General features: G+C 51.0%; 15 protein-coding genes. 9 read left to right on the top strand and 6 right to left on the bottom strand.

The genetic code is table 11. The features are described from left to right. Positions 1–92: 92 nt before the first annotated feature. A complete protein-coding gene (locus BP71_RS01895) occupies positions 93–3836 on the bottom strand; it encodes an ATP-binding protein (protein ID WP_496376016.1) in 3744 nt (1247 codons plus the stop codon). Then, a complete protein-coding gene (locus BP71_RS01890) occupies positions 3833–4234 on the bottom strand; it encodes a response regulator (protein ID WP_496376014.1) in 402 nt (133 codons plus the stop codon). The genes BP71_RS01895 and BP71_RS01890 overlap by 4 nt, the downstream gene beginning before the upstream one ends. A 366-nt stretch (positions 4235–4600) precedes the next feature. Here BP71_RS01890 and BP71_RS01885 point away from each other — a divergent pair, with 366 nt between their 5' ends. The 6 genes from BP71_RS01885 (at position 4601) to BP71_RS01860 (ending at position 10035) form a co-directional block, all read left to right on the top strand. Continuing rightward, entirely contained in the window at positions 4601–5188 is a 588-nt protein-coding gene (locus BP71_RS01885; protein ID WP_496376012.1) for a hypothetical protein, read from the top strand. An 85-nt stretch (positions 5189–5273) separates the two neighbouring features. Beyond that, positions 5274–5498: a hypothetical protein gene (locus BP71_RS01880; RefSeq protein ID WP_496376010.1), complete on the top strand. Its 225-nt coding sequence runs from the start codon at positions 5274–5276 to the stop codon at positions 5496–5498. A 166-nt stretch (positions 5499–5664) separates the two neighbouring features. After that, positions 5665–8073: a TonB-dependent receptor gene (locus tag BP71_RS01875; protein WP_496376008.1), complete on the top strand. Its 2409-nt coding sequence runs from the start codon at positions 5665–5667 to the stop codon at positions 8071–8073. A gap of 114 nt (positions 8074–8187) precedes the next feature. Beyond that, positions 8188–8514: an ArsR/SmtB family transcription factor gene (locus BP71_RS01870; protein ID WP_496376006.1), complete on the top strand. Its 327-nt coding sequence runs from the start codon at positions 8188–8190 to the stop codon at positions 8512–8514. A 36-nt stretch (positions 8515–8550) separates the two neighbouring features. Next, complete coding sequence (locus BP71_RS01865) at positions 8551–9591, top strand: SRPBCC family protein (protein ID WP_496376004.1); 1041 nt, start codon at positions 8551–8553, stop codon at positions 9589–9591. 12 nt (positions 9592–9603) lie between these two features. Further along, entirely contained in the window at positions 9604–10035 is a 432-nt protein-coding gene (locus BP71_RS01860) for an SRPBCC family protein (protein WP_496376002.1), read from the top strand. Here the strand turns inward: BP71_RS01860 and BP71_RS01855 are convergent. From BP71_RS01855 to BP71_RS01845, 3 genes are read right to left on the bottom strand one after another with little or no spacing between them, the layout of a single operon-like run. After that, complete coding sequence (locus BP71_RS01855; protein ID WP_496376000.1) at positions 10032–11084, bottom strand: SDR family oxidoreductase; 1053 nt, start codon at positions 11082–11084, stop codon at positions 10032–10034. The two genes, BP71_RS01860 and BP71_RS01855, sit on opposite strands and share 4 nt — an antisense overlap. Before the next feature lie 7 nt (positions 11085–11091). Then, complete coding sequence (locus BP71_RS01850) at positions 11092–11385, bottom strand: putative quinol monooxygenase (RefSeq protein WP_496375998.1); 294 nt, start codon at positions 11383–11385, stop codon at positions 11092–11094. Between the two features lie 11 nt (positions 11386–11396). After that, positions 11397–12020 (bottom strand): NAD(P)H-dependent oxidoreductase, encoded by a 624-nt coding sequence (locus tag BP71_RS01845; protein WP_496375996.1) that lies wholly within the window; start codon positions 12018–12020, stop codon positions 11397–11399. 101 nt (positions 12021–12121) lie between these two features. Here BP71_RS01845 and BP71_RS01840 point away from each other — a divergent pair, with 101 nt between their 5' ends. Continuing rightward, positions 12122–13042, top strand: coding sequence for a LysR family transcriptional regulator (locus BP71_RS01840; RefSeq protein WP_496375994.1), 921 nt, complete (start codon positions 12122–12124; stop codon positions 13040–13042). A gap of 146 nt (positions 13043–13188) precedes the next feature. Here the strand turns inward: BP71_RS01840 and BP71_RS01835 are convergent, their stop codons facing one another. After that, entirely contained in the window at positions 13189–13641 is a 453-nt protein-coding gene (locus BP71_RS01835) for an organic hydroperoxide resistance protein (protein ID WP_496375993.1), read from the bottom strand. A gap of 336 nt (positions 13642–13977) precedes the next feature. Between BP71_RS01835 and BP71_RS01830 the strand changes: the two genes are divergently transcribed. Both BP71_RS01830 and BP71_RS01825 read left to right on the top strand, forming a co-directional pair. After that, positions 13978–14925: a heme-binding domain-containing protein gene (locus BP71_RS01830; protein WP_496375991.1), complete on the top strand. Its 948-nt coding sequence runs from the start codon at positions 13978–13980 to the stop codon at positions 14923–14925. Positions 14926–15053: 128 nt separating this feature from the next. Further along, complete coding sequence (locus tag BP71_RS01825) at positions 15054–15830, top strand: DUF1223 domain-containing protein (RefSeq protein ID WP_496375989.1); 777 nt, start codon at positions 15054–15056, stop codon at positions 15828–15830. Positions 15831–15835: the final 5 nt, after the last annotated feature.

The following is a 15835-nucleotide window of genomic DNA, read 5'->3' as shown; positions in this document are numbered from 1 at the left end:
ACAATTTCAAACAGTCCACTCTTCGAATATTATCATTTTCTTGTATCATATTGACCAGCTTGAAAACACATAAAAGCTTGGTTACTTAATATTTACGCAGGTAACCAGATGTGGAATACCGCACCGCACCCTGGTTGCGATTCCGCGGAAATATACCCGTCGTGCTGTTCGACGATCTTCTTCACGATACTCAGTCCGATCCCCGTGCCGGCATACTCGTGCCTGCCATGCAGGCGCTGGAAAAGCTTGAAGATCTTCTCACGGAACTCCGGCTCAAAACCGATGCCGTTGTCAGCGACGGTAATATGATGATACATTTTACCGTTACTTTCGGCCAGGACCGCCGGTATAGCAGCTCCCCCGGCGGGTTGACAACTGATGGTGATCACCGGTTGGACGGTGGAGAATTTGAGTGCATTACTGATCAGATTCGAAAACAACTGGTTCATTTGTAGGCCATTGGCACGAACCACAGGCAAATCAACAGAATGCAACACTGCCTGCTTCTCGTCAATGGCCAACTCAAAATCATTCCTGATATCGTCGACGACTTTGTTCAGGTCGACGGTGTGAGTGGCTTCTCCGTTTTTGGATAACCGGCTGTAAGACAGCACCGACTGGATCAAATCACCCATTCGTTGTGCTGAGGAAGTGATCTTCTGGAAATATACTTTCGAACGCTCGCTGTCGAAACTGTTTTTCTCGATCAGATGGATAAAGGTCTGGATCTTCCGGAGCGGCTCCTGCAGGTCGTGGCTCGCGACGTAGTTGAACGATTCCAGTTCCTTATTTGCATTCATCAGATCTTCGGTCCGTTGCTGAACCTTTCTTTCCAGCTCATCGGTAAATATCCGCTGGTCGTGTATGTCCGAAAATGTTCCGATCCAGTTAATGATCCTGCCGGCCTCGTTGCGGATCGGCTCGCCCTGGCCCGCGTGCCACCGGTATTCGCCCGCCACGTTTTTGAGACGGATCTCAGTGCGGTGGGGCAACCCGGTTTCCAGGCTGCGCATCCAGCTTTCCGCGACAGCCGCATAGTCCGCGGGATGCACGATTTCCCGCCATGAGTCTTCTCCCAACGGCACAATGCCGGTATATTCGGCCCATCGGCCCGATGCAAAAAGCTGCCTGCCTTCCTTGTCTGTCATCCATACGAGCTGCGGCAGGGTCTCGGTAAGCGTCCTGAACTGTTCTTCACTCGCCATGATCCTGCTCCGCGCCTCGACCTGGTGCGAAACGTCGATGATATGCAGCATCAGCTCAGCGATTTCGCCTCCGTCGTTTCGCACGGGGTAAACGGTCAGGTCGTAGAAACCGCTCCGGATGTGACTTTCCTTTTTCCAGTATATTTCCAATTCCGTCTCGTGAACCGGCAGGCCTGTTTGGCGGACGTTTGTCAGAAGTTCCTGCCAGCCCTGCTCTGACAGTCCGGGAAACGCCTCGGCGAATTCTTTCCCCTTGATATCGGCTTCATCCATACCCGAAAATTGCTGAAACATCGCATTGGCAAGCGTACAACGAAAGCCTGGCCCTTCTACCACAGCCACTGCCGCAGGCATCTGCATCAGAAAGCCACTCAGCCTGTTTTCGACTTGCTTTCTTGCCTTCGACATGCGGATTTGCGCATGCGCGCGTGCAAGCAGCTCATGGCTTGAAAACGGTTTGACCATGTAATCGTCCGCACCGATCTCGAACCCTTCAGTCCGCGACTCTTCGCCCGCCCGGGCTGTGATGAGGATAACGGGTGTCTGCGCGATTTCCGGATCCCCCTTAATGGCCTTCAGAAGTGCGATCCCATCCATTTCGGGCATCATGATATCACTCAGCACCAGCGTCGGCCTGTACTTGTATATCAGTTCCAAAGCCTCTTTACCATTGCCGGCTGTCAGGATGCAGTAATCATTTCCGATCAGCGAACGTATGTGCTCCCGCATATCCGCATTGTCGTCGGCAATCAGGATACAATCCTTCCCTGAGCGCAAATCCAGGGCTGAAATGTAAGCCTGGCCTTCCCGTTTATCGGGCACAAGCAATGTGGCGGCTTCTTTGATATAAAAATCCGAGATAGTATTTTCTATTTCCCCGCCTGCCTCGTGCGTCTGACCGGGAGGCAAATGAGATGCACCAACCGGAAGCATTACTGTAAACTTGCTCCCCTCGCCCACCTTGCTTTCCACGCTGATAGTACCGCCATGCAAGGCCACCAGTTCTTTGGTCAATGACAAGCCAATACCCGTACCTTCATAGGTTCTTCCCGCTGAATTCCGGACACGGTGAAATCGTTCAAACATATGTGGCAGCTCCTCCGCGGGGATCCCTACCCCGGTGTCGGTCACAGACATGACAACCTGCCCGTTCTGAACGTCGAGATCAAGCGTAATTTTTCCTTCCAACGTATACTTGAACGCATTCGAAAGCAGGTTGAAAACAATTTTCTCCCACATAGAGCGGTCGAGATAAGCGGGCACCTCGCGATCTTCCACGCGAACATCCAGAGTCATTCCTGCTTTCTCGATAACGGAACGGAAATTTGAAGCGAGGTCTCGGGTGTATACAGCCACGTTGGTCCGAATGAAGTTTGCATGGCTTCGCCCGTTTTCTATCCTGCTGAAATCCAGCAGCGTGTTCACCAGTTTAAGCAGCCGCAATGCATTACGATGCGTTACTTCCACTTTGTTTTTTTCAGCATCCAGCCACCCCGGCGTCCCCGCCAGCAATTCCTCCAGTGGGCCCAGCATGAGCATCAGTGGTGTTCGGAACTCGTGACTGATATTCGTAAAAAAAAGCGTTTTAGCCCTGTCAAGTTCTTCGAGTGCCTTTAACCGCCGCTGCTCTTCCTCATAAGCCATCACATTACCAAGGCCCAGCGCAATACGGTCGACGATCTGCTGGAGAAAATTGCGGTAGGTGTCATCGAACTTCCGGTAAGGACTCAGTCCTATTGCCAGTAAAGCCAGCGGGGAGTTCCGGCTTGCAGACTGAACGGGAATGTAAACAAGGTATCGCGGTGGTACGTCCCACGCGCCTTTGGCCAATGCATGCCAGTGTCCGCGGTTAACTGCCTCGATGACCCGATTTTGCCGTAACGACAGCACCAGGTGCTCATAACGGTCGTCCGCGACGGACAATGCGATTTCCTGGTCCAGTCTGGGGTCGGTAGGTGGGACACCTGACGTTGCCACCAGCTGTGCATACTCCCCATCCTCTGCAACCCGGTACAAGAGCGCAAAAGGAAAATCCAGCGCGTTAGCGGAAAGCGCCCGGCCCACCTGTGTAAAAACCTCCTCCTCGCTTTTTTTCTCTCCCAGCGAATCGAGTTGCTGCATGGTTTTGAGCGCCCGCTCATTGATGATCCGCTCCGTGTCTGCCGTGTTGTAACAAAGAATACCTGCCGGCCGGCCATTGTCTCCCAGCACCGGCGTGTATGAAAAAGTATAATAGGTTTCCTCAGGAAACCCGCTCCGCTCCATGATAAGCAGGCGTGATTCCACGTAAGTACCCTCGTCGCGCAGCATGGCTTTCGACAGGAGTGGTTCGATGTCCTTCCAAATGTCTTTCCACACCACCGAGGCCGGTTCACCTAACGCAGTGGGATGCTTTCCGCGCACGATATCGATGTAGGCATCATTATAGAGTTTAATCAGCTGGTCCCCCCATCCGATCCAGATCGGTTGTTGCGAGCTGAGCATGATACGGACACAGGTTTTGAGGCTTTCGGGCCAAAGCGCGGGATTACCAAGTGAATTCGACTCCCAATCAAACTCGCGCATACGTCTGCCCATTTCACCGCCCCCTGCCAGAAATTCCAGCGTAGCGCTTCTTGCCAGGTCCATCATGCAGGATCTTGGTTACCAATGACTTTAATGAACTCTCTTTTCAATTCGTCGATATCCGGATTTTTTCTCATAAAGCCCGAGGCACCCAATTCCATGCACCGCGTGACAATTTCCTTCTGATCGGAAGTTGAATACATAAAGATCGGAGTTTGGAGCAGCCGCGGGTTTTGTTTCAGCGCCTCCAGCAGCTCTATGCCGTTCATTTTGGGCATATTAATGTCGATAAAGATGAGATTGGGCTGAAAGGCGGGCTCAGCCAGCTTTTCCAGCGCATGGATACCGTCATTAGCAAATTCACAAGCAACATCTGAACCAGTTTCCTGCATTGTCAGCAGAAAAATTTCCTGATCGTCTAAATCATCATCCACCAGCAGGATGGATATGTTTCCGGGTTCCATATACGCCTATACTTATACTATTTACAATGCCAGGATCGGACGACCTCATATAGCTATACGTCTGCCACAGAAGAGCCGTGTTTTACACTTTTCCTGATGAGTGCAAAAGTCATTCCAATGTCAGGAAGCATAGTTAACGGAATCTAAAGCGCCGATCTGAATGGGAAAGTAACAGCCAGGAACCGCCTGTAATCGCCTCAGGCTTATTAATCGGGAAAAAAATTGCACGAACCGTATGAGAGTTGTGGATTTTATAAATTAATTCTATATAAATTATAAAATATTTCTACAAATCTAGAATTCATTAACTTTTTCGTATACTTTCGGGCACAAATTAATTCTATTCAACTTTATTATTTAATGTCCATGAAGAGAAATTTCCTTCGTTTGTGGCTGCTCGTGCTCATGACGGCCGTGTCCTGGTCATGTAGCGACGATGACGACAAAACTCCTGACTCTTTTAAACTGGAAGACTCCTGGAAAGCAGGCTGGACTTCGCAGAAGGTACTCGACATCGCCAAAGGACAACGTCCCGATCCATCGGTGTATCTGGACGAAAAGTACATTACTTATCATCTGGGCAAATTTGCGGACGGGGCTACCTACCTGGTCACCAAAAAAGCACTCGACGACTACGGCCGGGATACGCTGGGCTATCCCGACAATACACAATTCGTGATGACCAAGGCTGAAATGGATGCCATGCTCACCAAAACGAATAAGGATATCAGCAAAATAGAAAAAGAGCTGGGCATTCCTGCCGACAGCTGGAAAGGAAAAGAAATGGTCAGGATCTCGATCCCCAATCCCAAAGAACTGAAGGTACGCGTACCCTCCGGAAACGAAATGGGCGCAAACAGTCTCTGGCTGCCGGGCGGACAGCTTCCTACCGGCTATTCAGAAGCCGTCGTGAATAAGATCCCGAAAGGAAAATATACTGAAACACCACTATGAGCCATGAAAAGACGAGTGGTGTGTCTGCTGACACGCTGCTCGTTCTTTTTGACGTATATTTAGCCCGGAATACAAACCGCATGCCATGAAAGAAATCGCCAAAGAACCCTGGAATTATATTTTCTCAGAAGAACTCCACGGCCAATACCTGCTTACCGTGGTCTGTGGCGGAGTCGGTATTTTTGAAGTGACCATTCGCCTGACCACCAAACAGGCCGACCGTTACCGTCATGACGGACTCGGCTACATTGCAAGCCTGGCCGAGCAGGTACGCGCCGATCCTCCCTCATTTGAAACACAAAAAGCCTGATCAAACACCTGGCTATTCCTAAATTTTTCATGGTTGATTAACAGACCGGTACAGGCCGCTGCACGACCTTTTTAGATTTCGGTGCAACGTTCCGGAAACTCGATCGTCATTGCACTAAATCGCCCACCCGGTGGACGAAGATCGAACAGTCGTTAATTAGCCATCCATGAAAACACCCCTACTCACTCTGGCCCTCTGGGCTCTCAGCATTCATTTTCTGTCGGCGCAGCACATCCGTATTTCCGGGTTGCTGATGGACTCCACGGCCAGTAAGCCGGTCGAATTTGCTACCGTAGCATTGCTTAAAGACGGAAAGATCACCGAAGGCGTGACGGCTGACACCAAAGGCCGGTTTGTGTTTGCCAAAGTAGCTCCCGGCGTATACATGGTCCAGGCTTCACTGATCGGTTATACAACCAAAACCTTCGGTCCGGTGGATGCAAGCAAGGGGGAAGACATCGAAGTTGGCGTGATCAAGCTGACTTCCGCCACGAAAACCCTGAACGAGGTTACCGTCAGTGAGCAAAAAGCATTGTTTGAGGAAAGGTCCGACCGGATGGTCTATAATGCGGAGAAAGACATCAGCATCAAAGGCGGCGACGCGACCGACGTCCTGAAAAAGATACCCTCGGTAGCAGTTGACATCGAAGGGAATGTCCAGCTTCGCGGCAGTTCCAACATCAAGGTACTGATCAACAACAAACCGTCGAGCATTGTCGCACGGAGCGTTTCGGAAGCATTGAAACAAATCCCGGCCGACATTATCAAACAGGTGGAAATCATCACCTCTCCTTCGGCCAAATACGATGCGGAAGGCACCGCCGGGATCATCAACATCATCACCAAAAAAAATACCCTGAAAGGAACCAGCGGCTCGATCAGCCCAAATTTCGGACAATGGAACAACTGGCCGAATGCAAGCATAAGTCATCGCATGAAGGATCTTACAATCTCGGCCAATGGTGGTTTCAGCAATTGGAAAAATAAGCGCAACATGCAGTTGCTCCGTTCATTCACCCATGGAGACACCCTCACCAACCAGGATCAGACGCAGGGAATACGCGGGAGAGGTGAAAACTTGTACGGCACGATCAATGTCGATTGGGATCTCGACTCCCTGAACCGCATCGGGGCCGGTGTTAACTTCTATGACGGGATCAACACCAACTGGTTCGATATCCGTTTCCAGGAAAGCAGTATGGGCGTTCCGGGCCAATACTTCCGGCGCGACATGAGCCGGACCTACGACTGGGCGGGTGCGACAGTCAACCTGGATTATACCCGTTTATTCAAAAAACCGAAAAAGGAGGTCAACCTCCTGATGATGTACTCGTTTGAGGGCGAAGACAGCGATTACCTGTCCGACCTTCTTAACAATGCCAATTCGATTTACTACCGTGAAAAGAGCTACAACATCAGCAACAACAAGGAAGGAACGGTCCAGCTCGACTTCACTAATCCGCTCGATAGCATCAGCACGCTGGAAATGGGCACAAAAACCATTTTCCGCAAAATACTGAGCGACTACCGCATCGCGAGCGCCATCGACGGCTCCGACAATTTTCATGACATGCCCGAACTGGCTAACGTTTTCGACTATGCACAGCAGGTAACTTCCGTATACCTGGTCTACAACCGGAGCCCTAAAAAGAAGTGGGGTGTTAATCTGGGCGCCCGCTACGAACATACTTTCATACAGGCCAACTTCCTCAACGGCACCGCACCGTTTTCGAATAATTACGGGAACATCATCCCGAGTTTAAGCCTGTCCCGCAGCCTCAAAAAGGACCAGCAGATCCGGCTGAGCTATACCCAACGCATTCAGCGTCCGCAGTTTTTCTACCTGAACCCTTACGTAAACCAGGCAGATTCCAAAAATCAATACGGTGGTAACCCTTACCTCAAACCGGAACTGACCCATTCCATTGAAGCCAATTACAGCGTATCAATCCGGCAAACGAGCATGAATGCATCCTTCTTCCTGCGCCAGACCAACAATGCGATAGAAGGCATCAACTCCGTAGACAGCAGCGGCGTGCTGAAACAGATATTCCAGAATGTAGCTGAAAACTCTGCCTACGGCGTCAACCTCAGTGCTAATACCAAGATCACTAAAAAATGGACGGTGAACGGCTCACTAAATGTATTCTACAATGTACTCGAAAGTGCCGAGCTCAAAACCCGCAATGCCGACTGGATGTATCGCATCAACCTTAATTCGACGATCGACTTCGGCAAGGGCATCAAAGCGCAGCTTTTCGGCTTCTATAATTCGCCGCGCGTCAATATCCAGGGTACTTACGGCGGTTTTGGGTTTTACAACATCGTGATACAAAAAGAAGTACTTAAGAAGAAAGGAACGATCGGCTTTGGCTATGATAATCCGTTCAACCGCACCATCAAATGGCAGAATGATTTCGTGGGATCCAACTTCGTGCAAACACAGCATATTGCCATGTACCGTCGCGGGTGGCGCCTTAACCTGAAATACGAGTTCGGACAGGTAGCGGGTAATCAACGTCAGAAAAAACGGATCAGCAACGACGACAAAAAGTCGGGAGAAGGCAACAACTGACCTGTTTCAGAAAAATTTCCAAAAAAAACCGGAATATTTTTTGGAAACCGTATGGTTTCATTTACATTTGGAAACCATACGGTTTCCATTTTTTTTACCGTTTCATCCCGTACCATGAACCAAACCCGACGCGACGTTTTCCAGGCTATTTCCGACCCGACGAGGCGCGAGATCATCCATTTGCTTTCGCATCATACGCTCAATCTGAATAAGGTGGCCGACCATTTTACGATCAGCCGGCCGGCCGTTGCGAAGCATATCCGCATCCTTACCGAATGCGGCCTGGTAGTGGTGAAAACGCAGGGACGGGAAACATTTTGCCAGGCGGACCTCAAAGGCCTGAAACAGGTTTCGGAATGGGCCAACACCTACCAGAAATTCTGGTCTGACAAACTGGATGCGCTGGAACGGTTCCTGGACGAGGACACTGAAAATCAATGACGAAGTTGGCTTCATGGCCGAAAAAAATACAGAAGGATGGCAAAAATGACTCAACCCGCCAACATGGGGAAAGACGCGGACGGTTACCGCATCACTTTCAACAGGCTGTTGCAACACCCGGTTTCCAAGGTCTGGGATGCATTGGTCAACCCTAAAAAACTCGCATTATGGTTTATGAAAACCGAGCTCGACCCGGTACCGGGAGGCCGGATGACGATGCATTTCGGCGACGCAGCCGATACCGTTTCCTATGGACGCATCGTCCGGATCGAGCCAGAAAAATACCTGGAATATGTATGGGAAAATGAGGACGGTCCGGATGAACTGGCAGTTTGGGAGCTCTTTCCGGAAGAGAACTCGCAATGCAGGCTGCATTTTACATACAGCCGACTCGCCGAAGGATATGCCGTGAGCGTTTCAGCCGGATGGCATCAGATGCTCGACCTGCTGGCCGATGTCCTGGATCAGAAAACGGCACCCGCGGTTCAGGTACACGACGGCCAGGCGACGGAGGAAGGTAAAATGCTCCAAAAGCATTATGCTACCATTTGGAACACGCGCTTCCGTGATTTTGAACTCTCCAAACAATACGGGACTTTCATCGCTTCCGGCGATCGCTACGATATCCGGTTTGAAAGAACATTCGCCCACCCTTCACCCAGGGTCTGGCTGGCCATTACCGATCCTGAAATCATGGAGCAATGGCTTGGTGGCCCGTGCGAAATGGATTTGCGACCGGGCGGACAGGTAAAAATCGGACTGCTGATGACCACGGTGACTGGCCGGATTACTCAATTGATTCCCGGCAAACTGATCGAATATACCTTTGGCGAAGCGGGAAACCGCCTCCGTTGGGAAGTCCTTCCGGAGGGAGAGCAGCAATGCAAACTGACTTTTACCGAAACAGCGGTTGATCGATCCCATCTCGAAGGCGCTACACCGGGTTGGCATGGTTATCTTGATTTTCTCTCCTTTGTATTGGAAGGGAAACCCCGCCCCTCCTTCCCGCTGGAAGCCTGGGATGTGCTATCCGCCGAAATCGGCACCGTTTACAATTCCGAAATCTCCAAACTTTAATCAATCCAGATCATGGCTTTTGAACCTTTTGTTCTCGAAAAAGTATTGAATGCACCGCCGGCAAGGGTATGGAAAGCACTCACCGATGCAGACCAAATGCGCCAATGGTATTTCGATATCAAAGACTTTAAAGCGGAAACCGGTTTTGAGTTCGAGTTTACGGTCGAAAACAACGGCGTAGTCTACCGGCACCTTTGCAAAGTCGACACGGCTGAGCTGAACCGCAAACTGAGCTATTCATGGCGGTACCCCGACTACCCCGGCGACTCCGAGGTTACTTTCGAACTCCTGCCGGAAGGCGATAAAACCCGCCTGCGCCTGACCCACAAGGGCCTTCACACCTTCCCTCAGGAGCATCCCGACTTCAGGCCGGAAAGTTTCAGCGCGGGTTGGAATTATATTATCGGCGAAAGTCTCCCGGCTTATCTCGACCGCGAAGCCTAGGGGATTACGCTCCCGGCCCGCAGCTGATCAAAAATCCGGTAGAACATTTGCTCGGTGTCGGCATATGCGTGGAAGCCCAGCCGCCGGGCCTTGGAGCCGTCGGCGAGAAAATCGTAATCCCAGGAGAAAACAAAATCACCGAACGGCCAGGCCGATAACGCATCATAGCCGTATTTCAGGCCGTGGCGTTCCCTGAGTTTGTCCCACACAGGCGCTTTGTCGCGCATCACCTCCGCGAGCGGGAGCTGCACGGGCGGCGCGGTTTCGAGCCCGAAGTAATGGCCCAGTTTCGGCCATAGCTCTTCCCACCGGAAGAGGTCGCCATTGTTGATATTAAAAGCCTGGTTGGCAGCCTCGGGTGTCGTTGCGGCCCATACGGTTGCTTTTGCCAGCAAGTCGGTGTCGGTCATTTCCATCAGCGGATGATAGGCGCCCCGCTTGCCCGGGAAACGGAAGGGGACATTCAGTTCCCTGGAAATCGATGCGTAAACGGCGATGAGTGACACGAGGTTGAGCGGATTACCCGGAGCGAAACCGCCCACGACCGACGGCCTCATCGCCGACCAGCTCCATGATTTCCCCTGCTGTATTTCGGTAATGTACCGCTGCTGTTCAGTCATGAACTCCGGCAGCATAATCGGCGGATCGTCCTCGCGTGCCGGCGTCCTGAACGGCCCCAGATGCGCGCCGTACACTTTATATCCCTGCATAAAACTGATGTGCTGTAAATGCGGGGAGACCTTTTCTACTGTTTCAACTACATGACGGAACATTGCCATATTAGGCGCCACCAGTTCCGCCCAGGTAGGACGATCCTGATAGGCGGTGTAAAAAACATGGGTTACAGCATTCAGCGAGGCAAATTTTGTCGCGACATCGCCCGCGTCCAGCAAATCCACATAGACCATTTTTATACCCGATGATTCGGACGCCGGCTTCCGCGAAGTACCGATCACCTGCCAGTTTCCCAGCGATTGCAGGTGGGCCACCAGGTTCTTCCCGATCACCCCGTTTGCCCCGACTACCAGGGCGATATTCAAATTTTCCATTTCAAATTCAGCGGTTGCTGATCGGTTGCGTAAGATATATTTCAGGATCGTGCTGCAATTTGTGCAGCGAACCGGCGAATGCACGGATGTAGGGACGTTCGTTATGCTGATCCAGGCCTTCCCGGCTGGCCCAGATCTCCTGGAACACAAACACATGGGGATCCAGGTCGCCCTGATACAGGTCGTATTGCATACAAGCCTCCTCTTTGCGTGACGCTGTTACCATACCCAGAAGCGTTTCCCGGACTTCACCGAGATATTCGGGACGGCTTTTAATAATCGCTGTTAAGTAAACAGGCATGACTGGAATGTTTAAAATTCAGACTCGACTTCCTCGTTACTGAAAACCCCTTCCAGGTGTGCGAGGTACCGTTGCTTGTAAGCATCGATCTTTTCAGGGGTCACATTTTTTTCAAGATCATGAAAATGAATGCTTTCCAAAGGCTCCATGCCCGTAAATGCATTCATCCGGTGAAAACCGAACATCACACCCTCATCCACGGAATGCTCCCGGAAAAACTCGCCGGGCAAGGTGAAAGCCGTGGCGGGTGCATTCCAGGTGGTGGTCAGCATGTATTTTCTGCCATGTAGCATTCCGCCGGTACCGTAGTTGATTGCAGGGTTTTCATTTTTACGGCCATCGCTGCGGTAAATACCTTTGCGATGTCCGGCCGTAAAAACAGTGTCGATATACTCTTTCAGCTTGTAAGGCATTGAAAACCACCACACCGGTGTGTGATAAACGACAACATCGGCCCACACGAATTTCTGTACCTCCTGATCCGGATCATAGGGTTCGTTTATGTCTGTCTGCTGTAATAAAAATCCGTTTTCCTCCTTAAAAAATGAGTTATCCAGTCCGGCGAGCGTATGGTTGAATTTTCCTCCCGAATGCGCAAAATGCTGACCGCCGTTGATTACAAATATCTTCTTCATTGCATTGTTTTTTGATTTTGATGCTACAAATTTCCGGCAGTTAGTTGTATTATCAAAATAACTTAAATTGTATATTTGTATTATAAAAATAATAGACATCTATGCAACTCAATCTCGAATGGCTGCGCACCTTCAAAGCGATCTATGAAACCGGCACGCTGTCGGCAGCCGCGCAGGAGCTTTTCATATCGCAACCGGGGGTCAGCCTTCACCTGAACTCCCTCGAAGCCTATACGGGTCATAAGCTTTTCGACCGGTCACCACGCAAAATGGTGCCCACCGAAAAAGGTAAGGTGCTGTACAACTTCGTACTCGACCCTATCCGAAAACTGGAAGCCGTGGAGCAGCATTTTCACAAAAGCTCAAAGGCGGAACGCCCGACAATCAGCCTGGGTATGTGTTTTGAAACCTTTCAGTACACGCTGGAAGAGCACATTGCTTCCCTGCCGTTCAACCTGATCATCAAATTCGGAGAGTACCCGCAAATGCAGCAGGATCTCGATAATGGCTTGCTTGACCTGATCGTGACGCCGCAGCAGGGATATCAGCAAAACCTGGTTTACAAACCATTCTCGCGTGAAAGGATCGTCCTCATTGCCGGTGGCAATACCGACACGGAACAGGTCGCCGACCTGTTGAACCAGCCGTCCAAAAGTGAAGCGGCGAACTGGCTGAAACAGCAGATCTGGTACAGTACAGCCGCCGATATGGAGCATTTGAAAAATTTCTGGCTCAAAAACTTCGATCAGCACCCCGACTTCCGCCCTAATTACATTGTACCCAACATTTGTTCCATTATCCGCTGCCTGAGCGACGGCGAAGGTTTTTCGATCGTGCCGCATTTCCTCTGCTGCGAAGCCATCGAATCGGGCCAGATACAGTTGGTATGGGAAGGCATGACACCCATGGAAAACACGCTCTATTTTGGCACACGAAAAAAGACGATGTACCAGAAAGAGATCGAGCAGTTGCAGGAAATTTTTACCAGTAAATGGAAAGAACCCGAAGCAATGGCTGTGTAAGTCATCTGCTCACGATACCTCGCTAAATAAAGCCCGGTTGTTATAAGTAAAAACTCCCCGCGTTGCTCAGGTTGCTGCAAAGAGAATAAAAGCCTGAAAGCCCGGCCTGCAAGCGCAGACCGGGCTTTCAAATGTTAAAATAGCGCTTAAATCGTCACCTGGATCGTCACGCCGATATTACCGCGTGTGGCTTTGGAATACGGACAGGTCTGGTGCGCCGATTCGATCAGCGCACGGGCAGTTTCCCCGTCCAGGCCGGGCAGACTTACATGCAGGCGGGCTTGCAGAAAATAGTCTGCTTTGGACACACCCAGGTCTACTTCCGCGTCCACGGCAGTTCCCTCCGGAAGTGTGATCTTTTTCTTCGCTGCGGCAATGCCCATCGCCCCGATAAAACAGGCTGACCAGCCTGCCGCAAACAGCTGTTCCGGGTTGGTGCCGGTACCCGTTGAGCCGGGTGAAGATAACCTGATGTCCAGATGGCCGTCCGAACTCCGGGACTCGCCCTCGCGTCCCCCGCTGGTATGGGTTTTCCCGGTATATAATACTTTATCTATAGCGGTGGTACCTGCGACTGTGGTGATGTGGATCGTTTCCATGATTTTGAATTGATTTTGTAGTTTTTAATAGTATTCAATACTGTTTCAAAACCGCGCTTTGTCTGCGATTTCTGATACAAATTGAGTACACAACCGCCGGAACCAACAGCCCAAAATAGGCGGGCTGGGCAAATAGGGAGCCGGAATGGACAAATACCCGTCTCATACGGAAAACCCACTCCGAAAGCGTCAAAAACCTTCTAAAAACCTTTAAAATCTGCTCCTTCTACGCCGCCCCGATGCCTGTCCAGTTCGGGAAGCAATGTGTCCAGTTCGGCCTGGTTTCGGTTCGCCGTGCCCTTCGCCTCCTCTACTTTTGAGAAAAAACAAAACGCTATGAACTTCCCGAAAAGCAAAAGATATCGCAACGGCCTCGTAATAGCAGCAGGCATCCTCTTCGCCGGATTCGTGGGCCTGCAGGTCGGCAGTCCGCAAGTCACCAACCCGCCGGTAACTTCCGAATTTCAGGGACCGGAGGAAGTAACAAGCATTCTGAAACGCTCCTGCTACGATTGCCATTCGAATGAAACCAATCTGCGGTGGTACGACAAGATCGCCCCATTCTCCTATCAAGTGGCGGCCGATGTGGAAGAAGCCCGTAAGCGGTTCAACTTTTCGGAATGGGATAGCATTCCCGGGCCCGAACAGGAAGCGAAGCTCTGGTACATAGTGAACATGATCGATGCAGGCCGGATGCCGCTACCCGCATACACGGCGGCCCATCCGTCGGCCAAGGTCACCCCTGCCGAACTCGGTATCCTCAAAAACTATGTAACTCAGCTTTCCAAAGCCCACTACGCGACGGGTGATACCGCACGCATTATTGAAAAATCGCATGTTTCGAAGACACCCACGTCCGTCAATGGCATCCGCTACTTCGATGATTACAAAAACTGGAAGGTCATCAGCTCCACGGGCCGCCCCGATAACGGCACGCAGCGTATCATTTACGGCAACGATATCGCCGTGAAAGCTATTGAGAAAGATCAGATCCTGCCCTGGCCCGATGGCGCGATCATCGTGAAAGTCGTTTGGAACAGCCAACATGCAGATGCATCCGGTAATGTGAAACCGGGCAACTTCAATAATATCCAGATGATGATCCGCGACAGCAAAAAGTTCAGCGACACCGAAGGCTGGGGATTTGCCCGGTTCAACGGTCTTGATCTGAAACCGGTGGGGAACACACTTTCGTTCGCCACATCCTGCATCAACTGCCATCAGCTGGCATCCGAAACCGGGTTTGTGTTTGATATCCCGACAAAGAAGGTTAATCAACGATAATCGCACCGGCGAGCGATGAATTTCTCAGGGCAGGAAATCAATCATTACCATTCAACGATCACCAGAATTAAAAGCAAATCATTCAATTATTCTCCGTTCCACAGCGACTCATCCAACCATTGAACATCATGAAAACCAACATCATCGCCTCGCTTTTTTTCACCATTTGCCTCACTATTTCAGCCATGGCTTTTAATGCAAAAACAACTGCCCAGGACGGCAGCGATCAAACTGTAAATAAGGGCTTTGCAGTGGTTGAGCTTTTTACTTCCGAAGGCTGTTCAAGCTGCCCGCCAGCCGATAAACTGCTGGCGAAAATCCAGGAAGAAAATGCAGGCAAGCCCGTATACCTCCTCGCCTTTCACGTCGACTACTGGAACCATCAGGGTTGGCGGGATGTGTTCAGCGAGCGCGATTTTACCAAACGCCAGTACCAGTATGCCAGCTGGCTGAACCTCGAAACGGTTTACACGCCGCAAGTAGTCGTGAATGGAAAGCACGAGCTGATCGGATCGCAGGAAGAAACCCTGAAACGGGCATTGTCCATCGAACTCCATGCTGCTGCTCCGGCAAATCTGAACGCCGAGGCGCAGATCGACGCCGGCAAATTAAAACTAACCTATCAGACGGCCCATGCAGGCACCCAGACCGTTTTGCAGGTCGCATTGGTGCAAAAGCTAGCTCATACAATGGTGAAACGAGGTGAGAATGCAGGCCGCATGCTGCCGCACGTGCAGATCGTCAGACAGATCCGGGCTTACCCCGCGACCGCAAGTGGCGCGATAGCAGTTACGCTGCCAGCCGCATTCAATGCACAGGAATGGGAAGTCATCGCATTCCTTCAAAACACGCAGACCGGAGCCATAACAGCGGCGACCCGCCCAGAATTCAAACAAAACAGCTAAACATC

This window comes from Dyadobacter ginsengisoli DSM 21015 (assembly GCF_059568735.1).
This window is presented reverse-complemented; position numbering and strand designations above follow the sequence as displayed.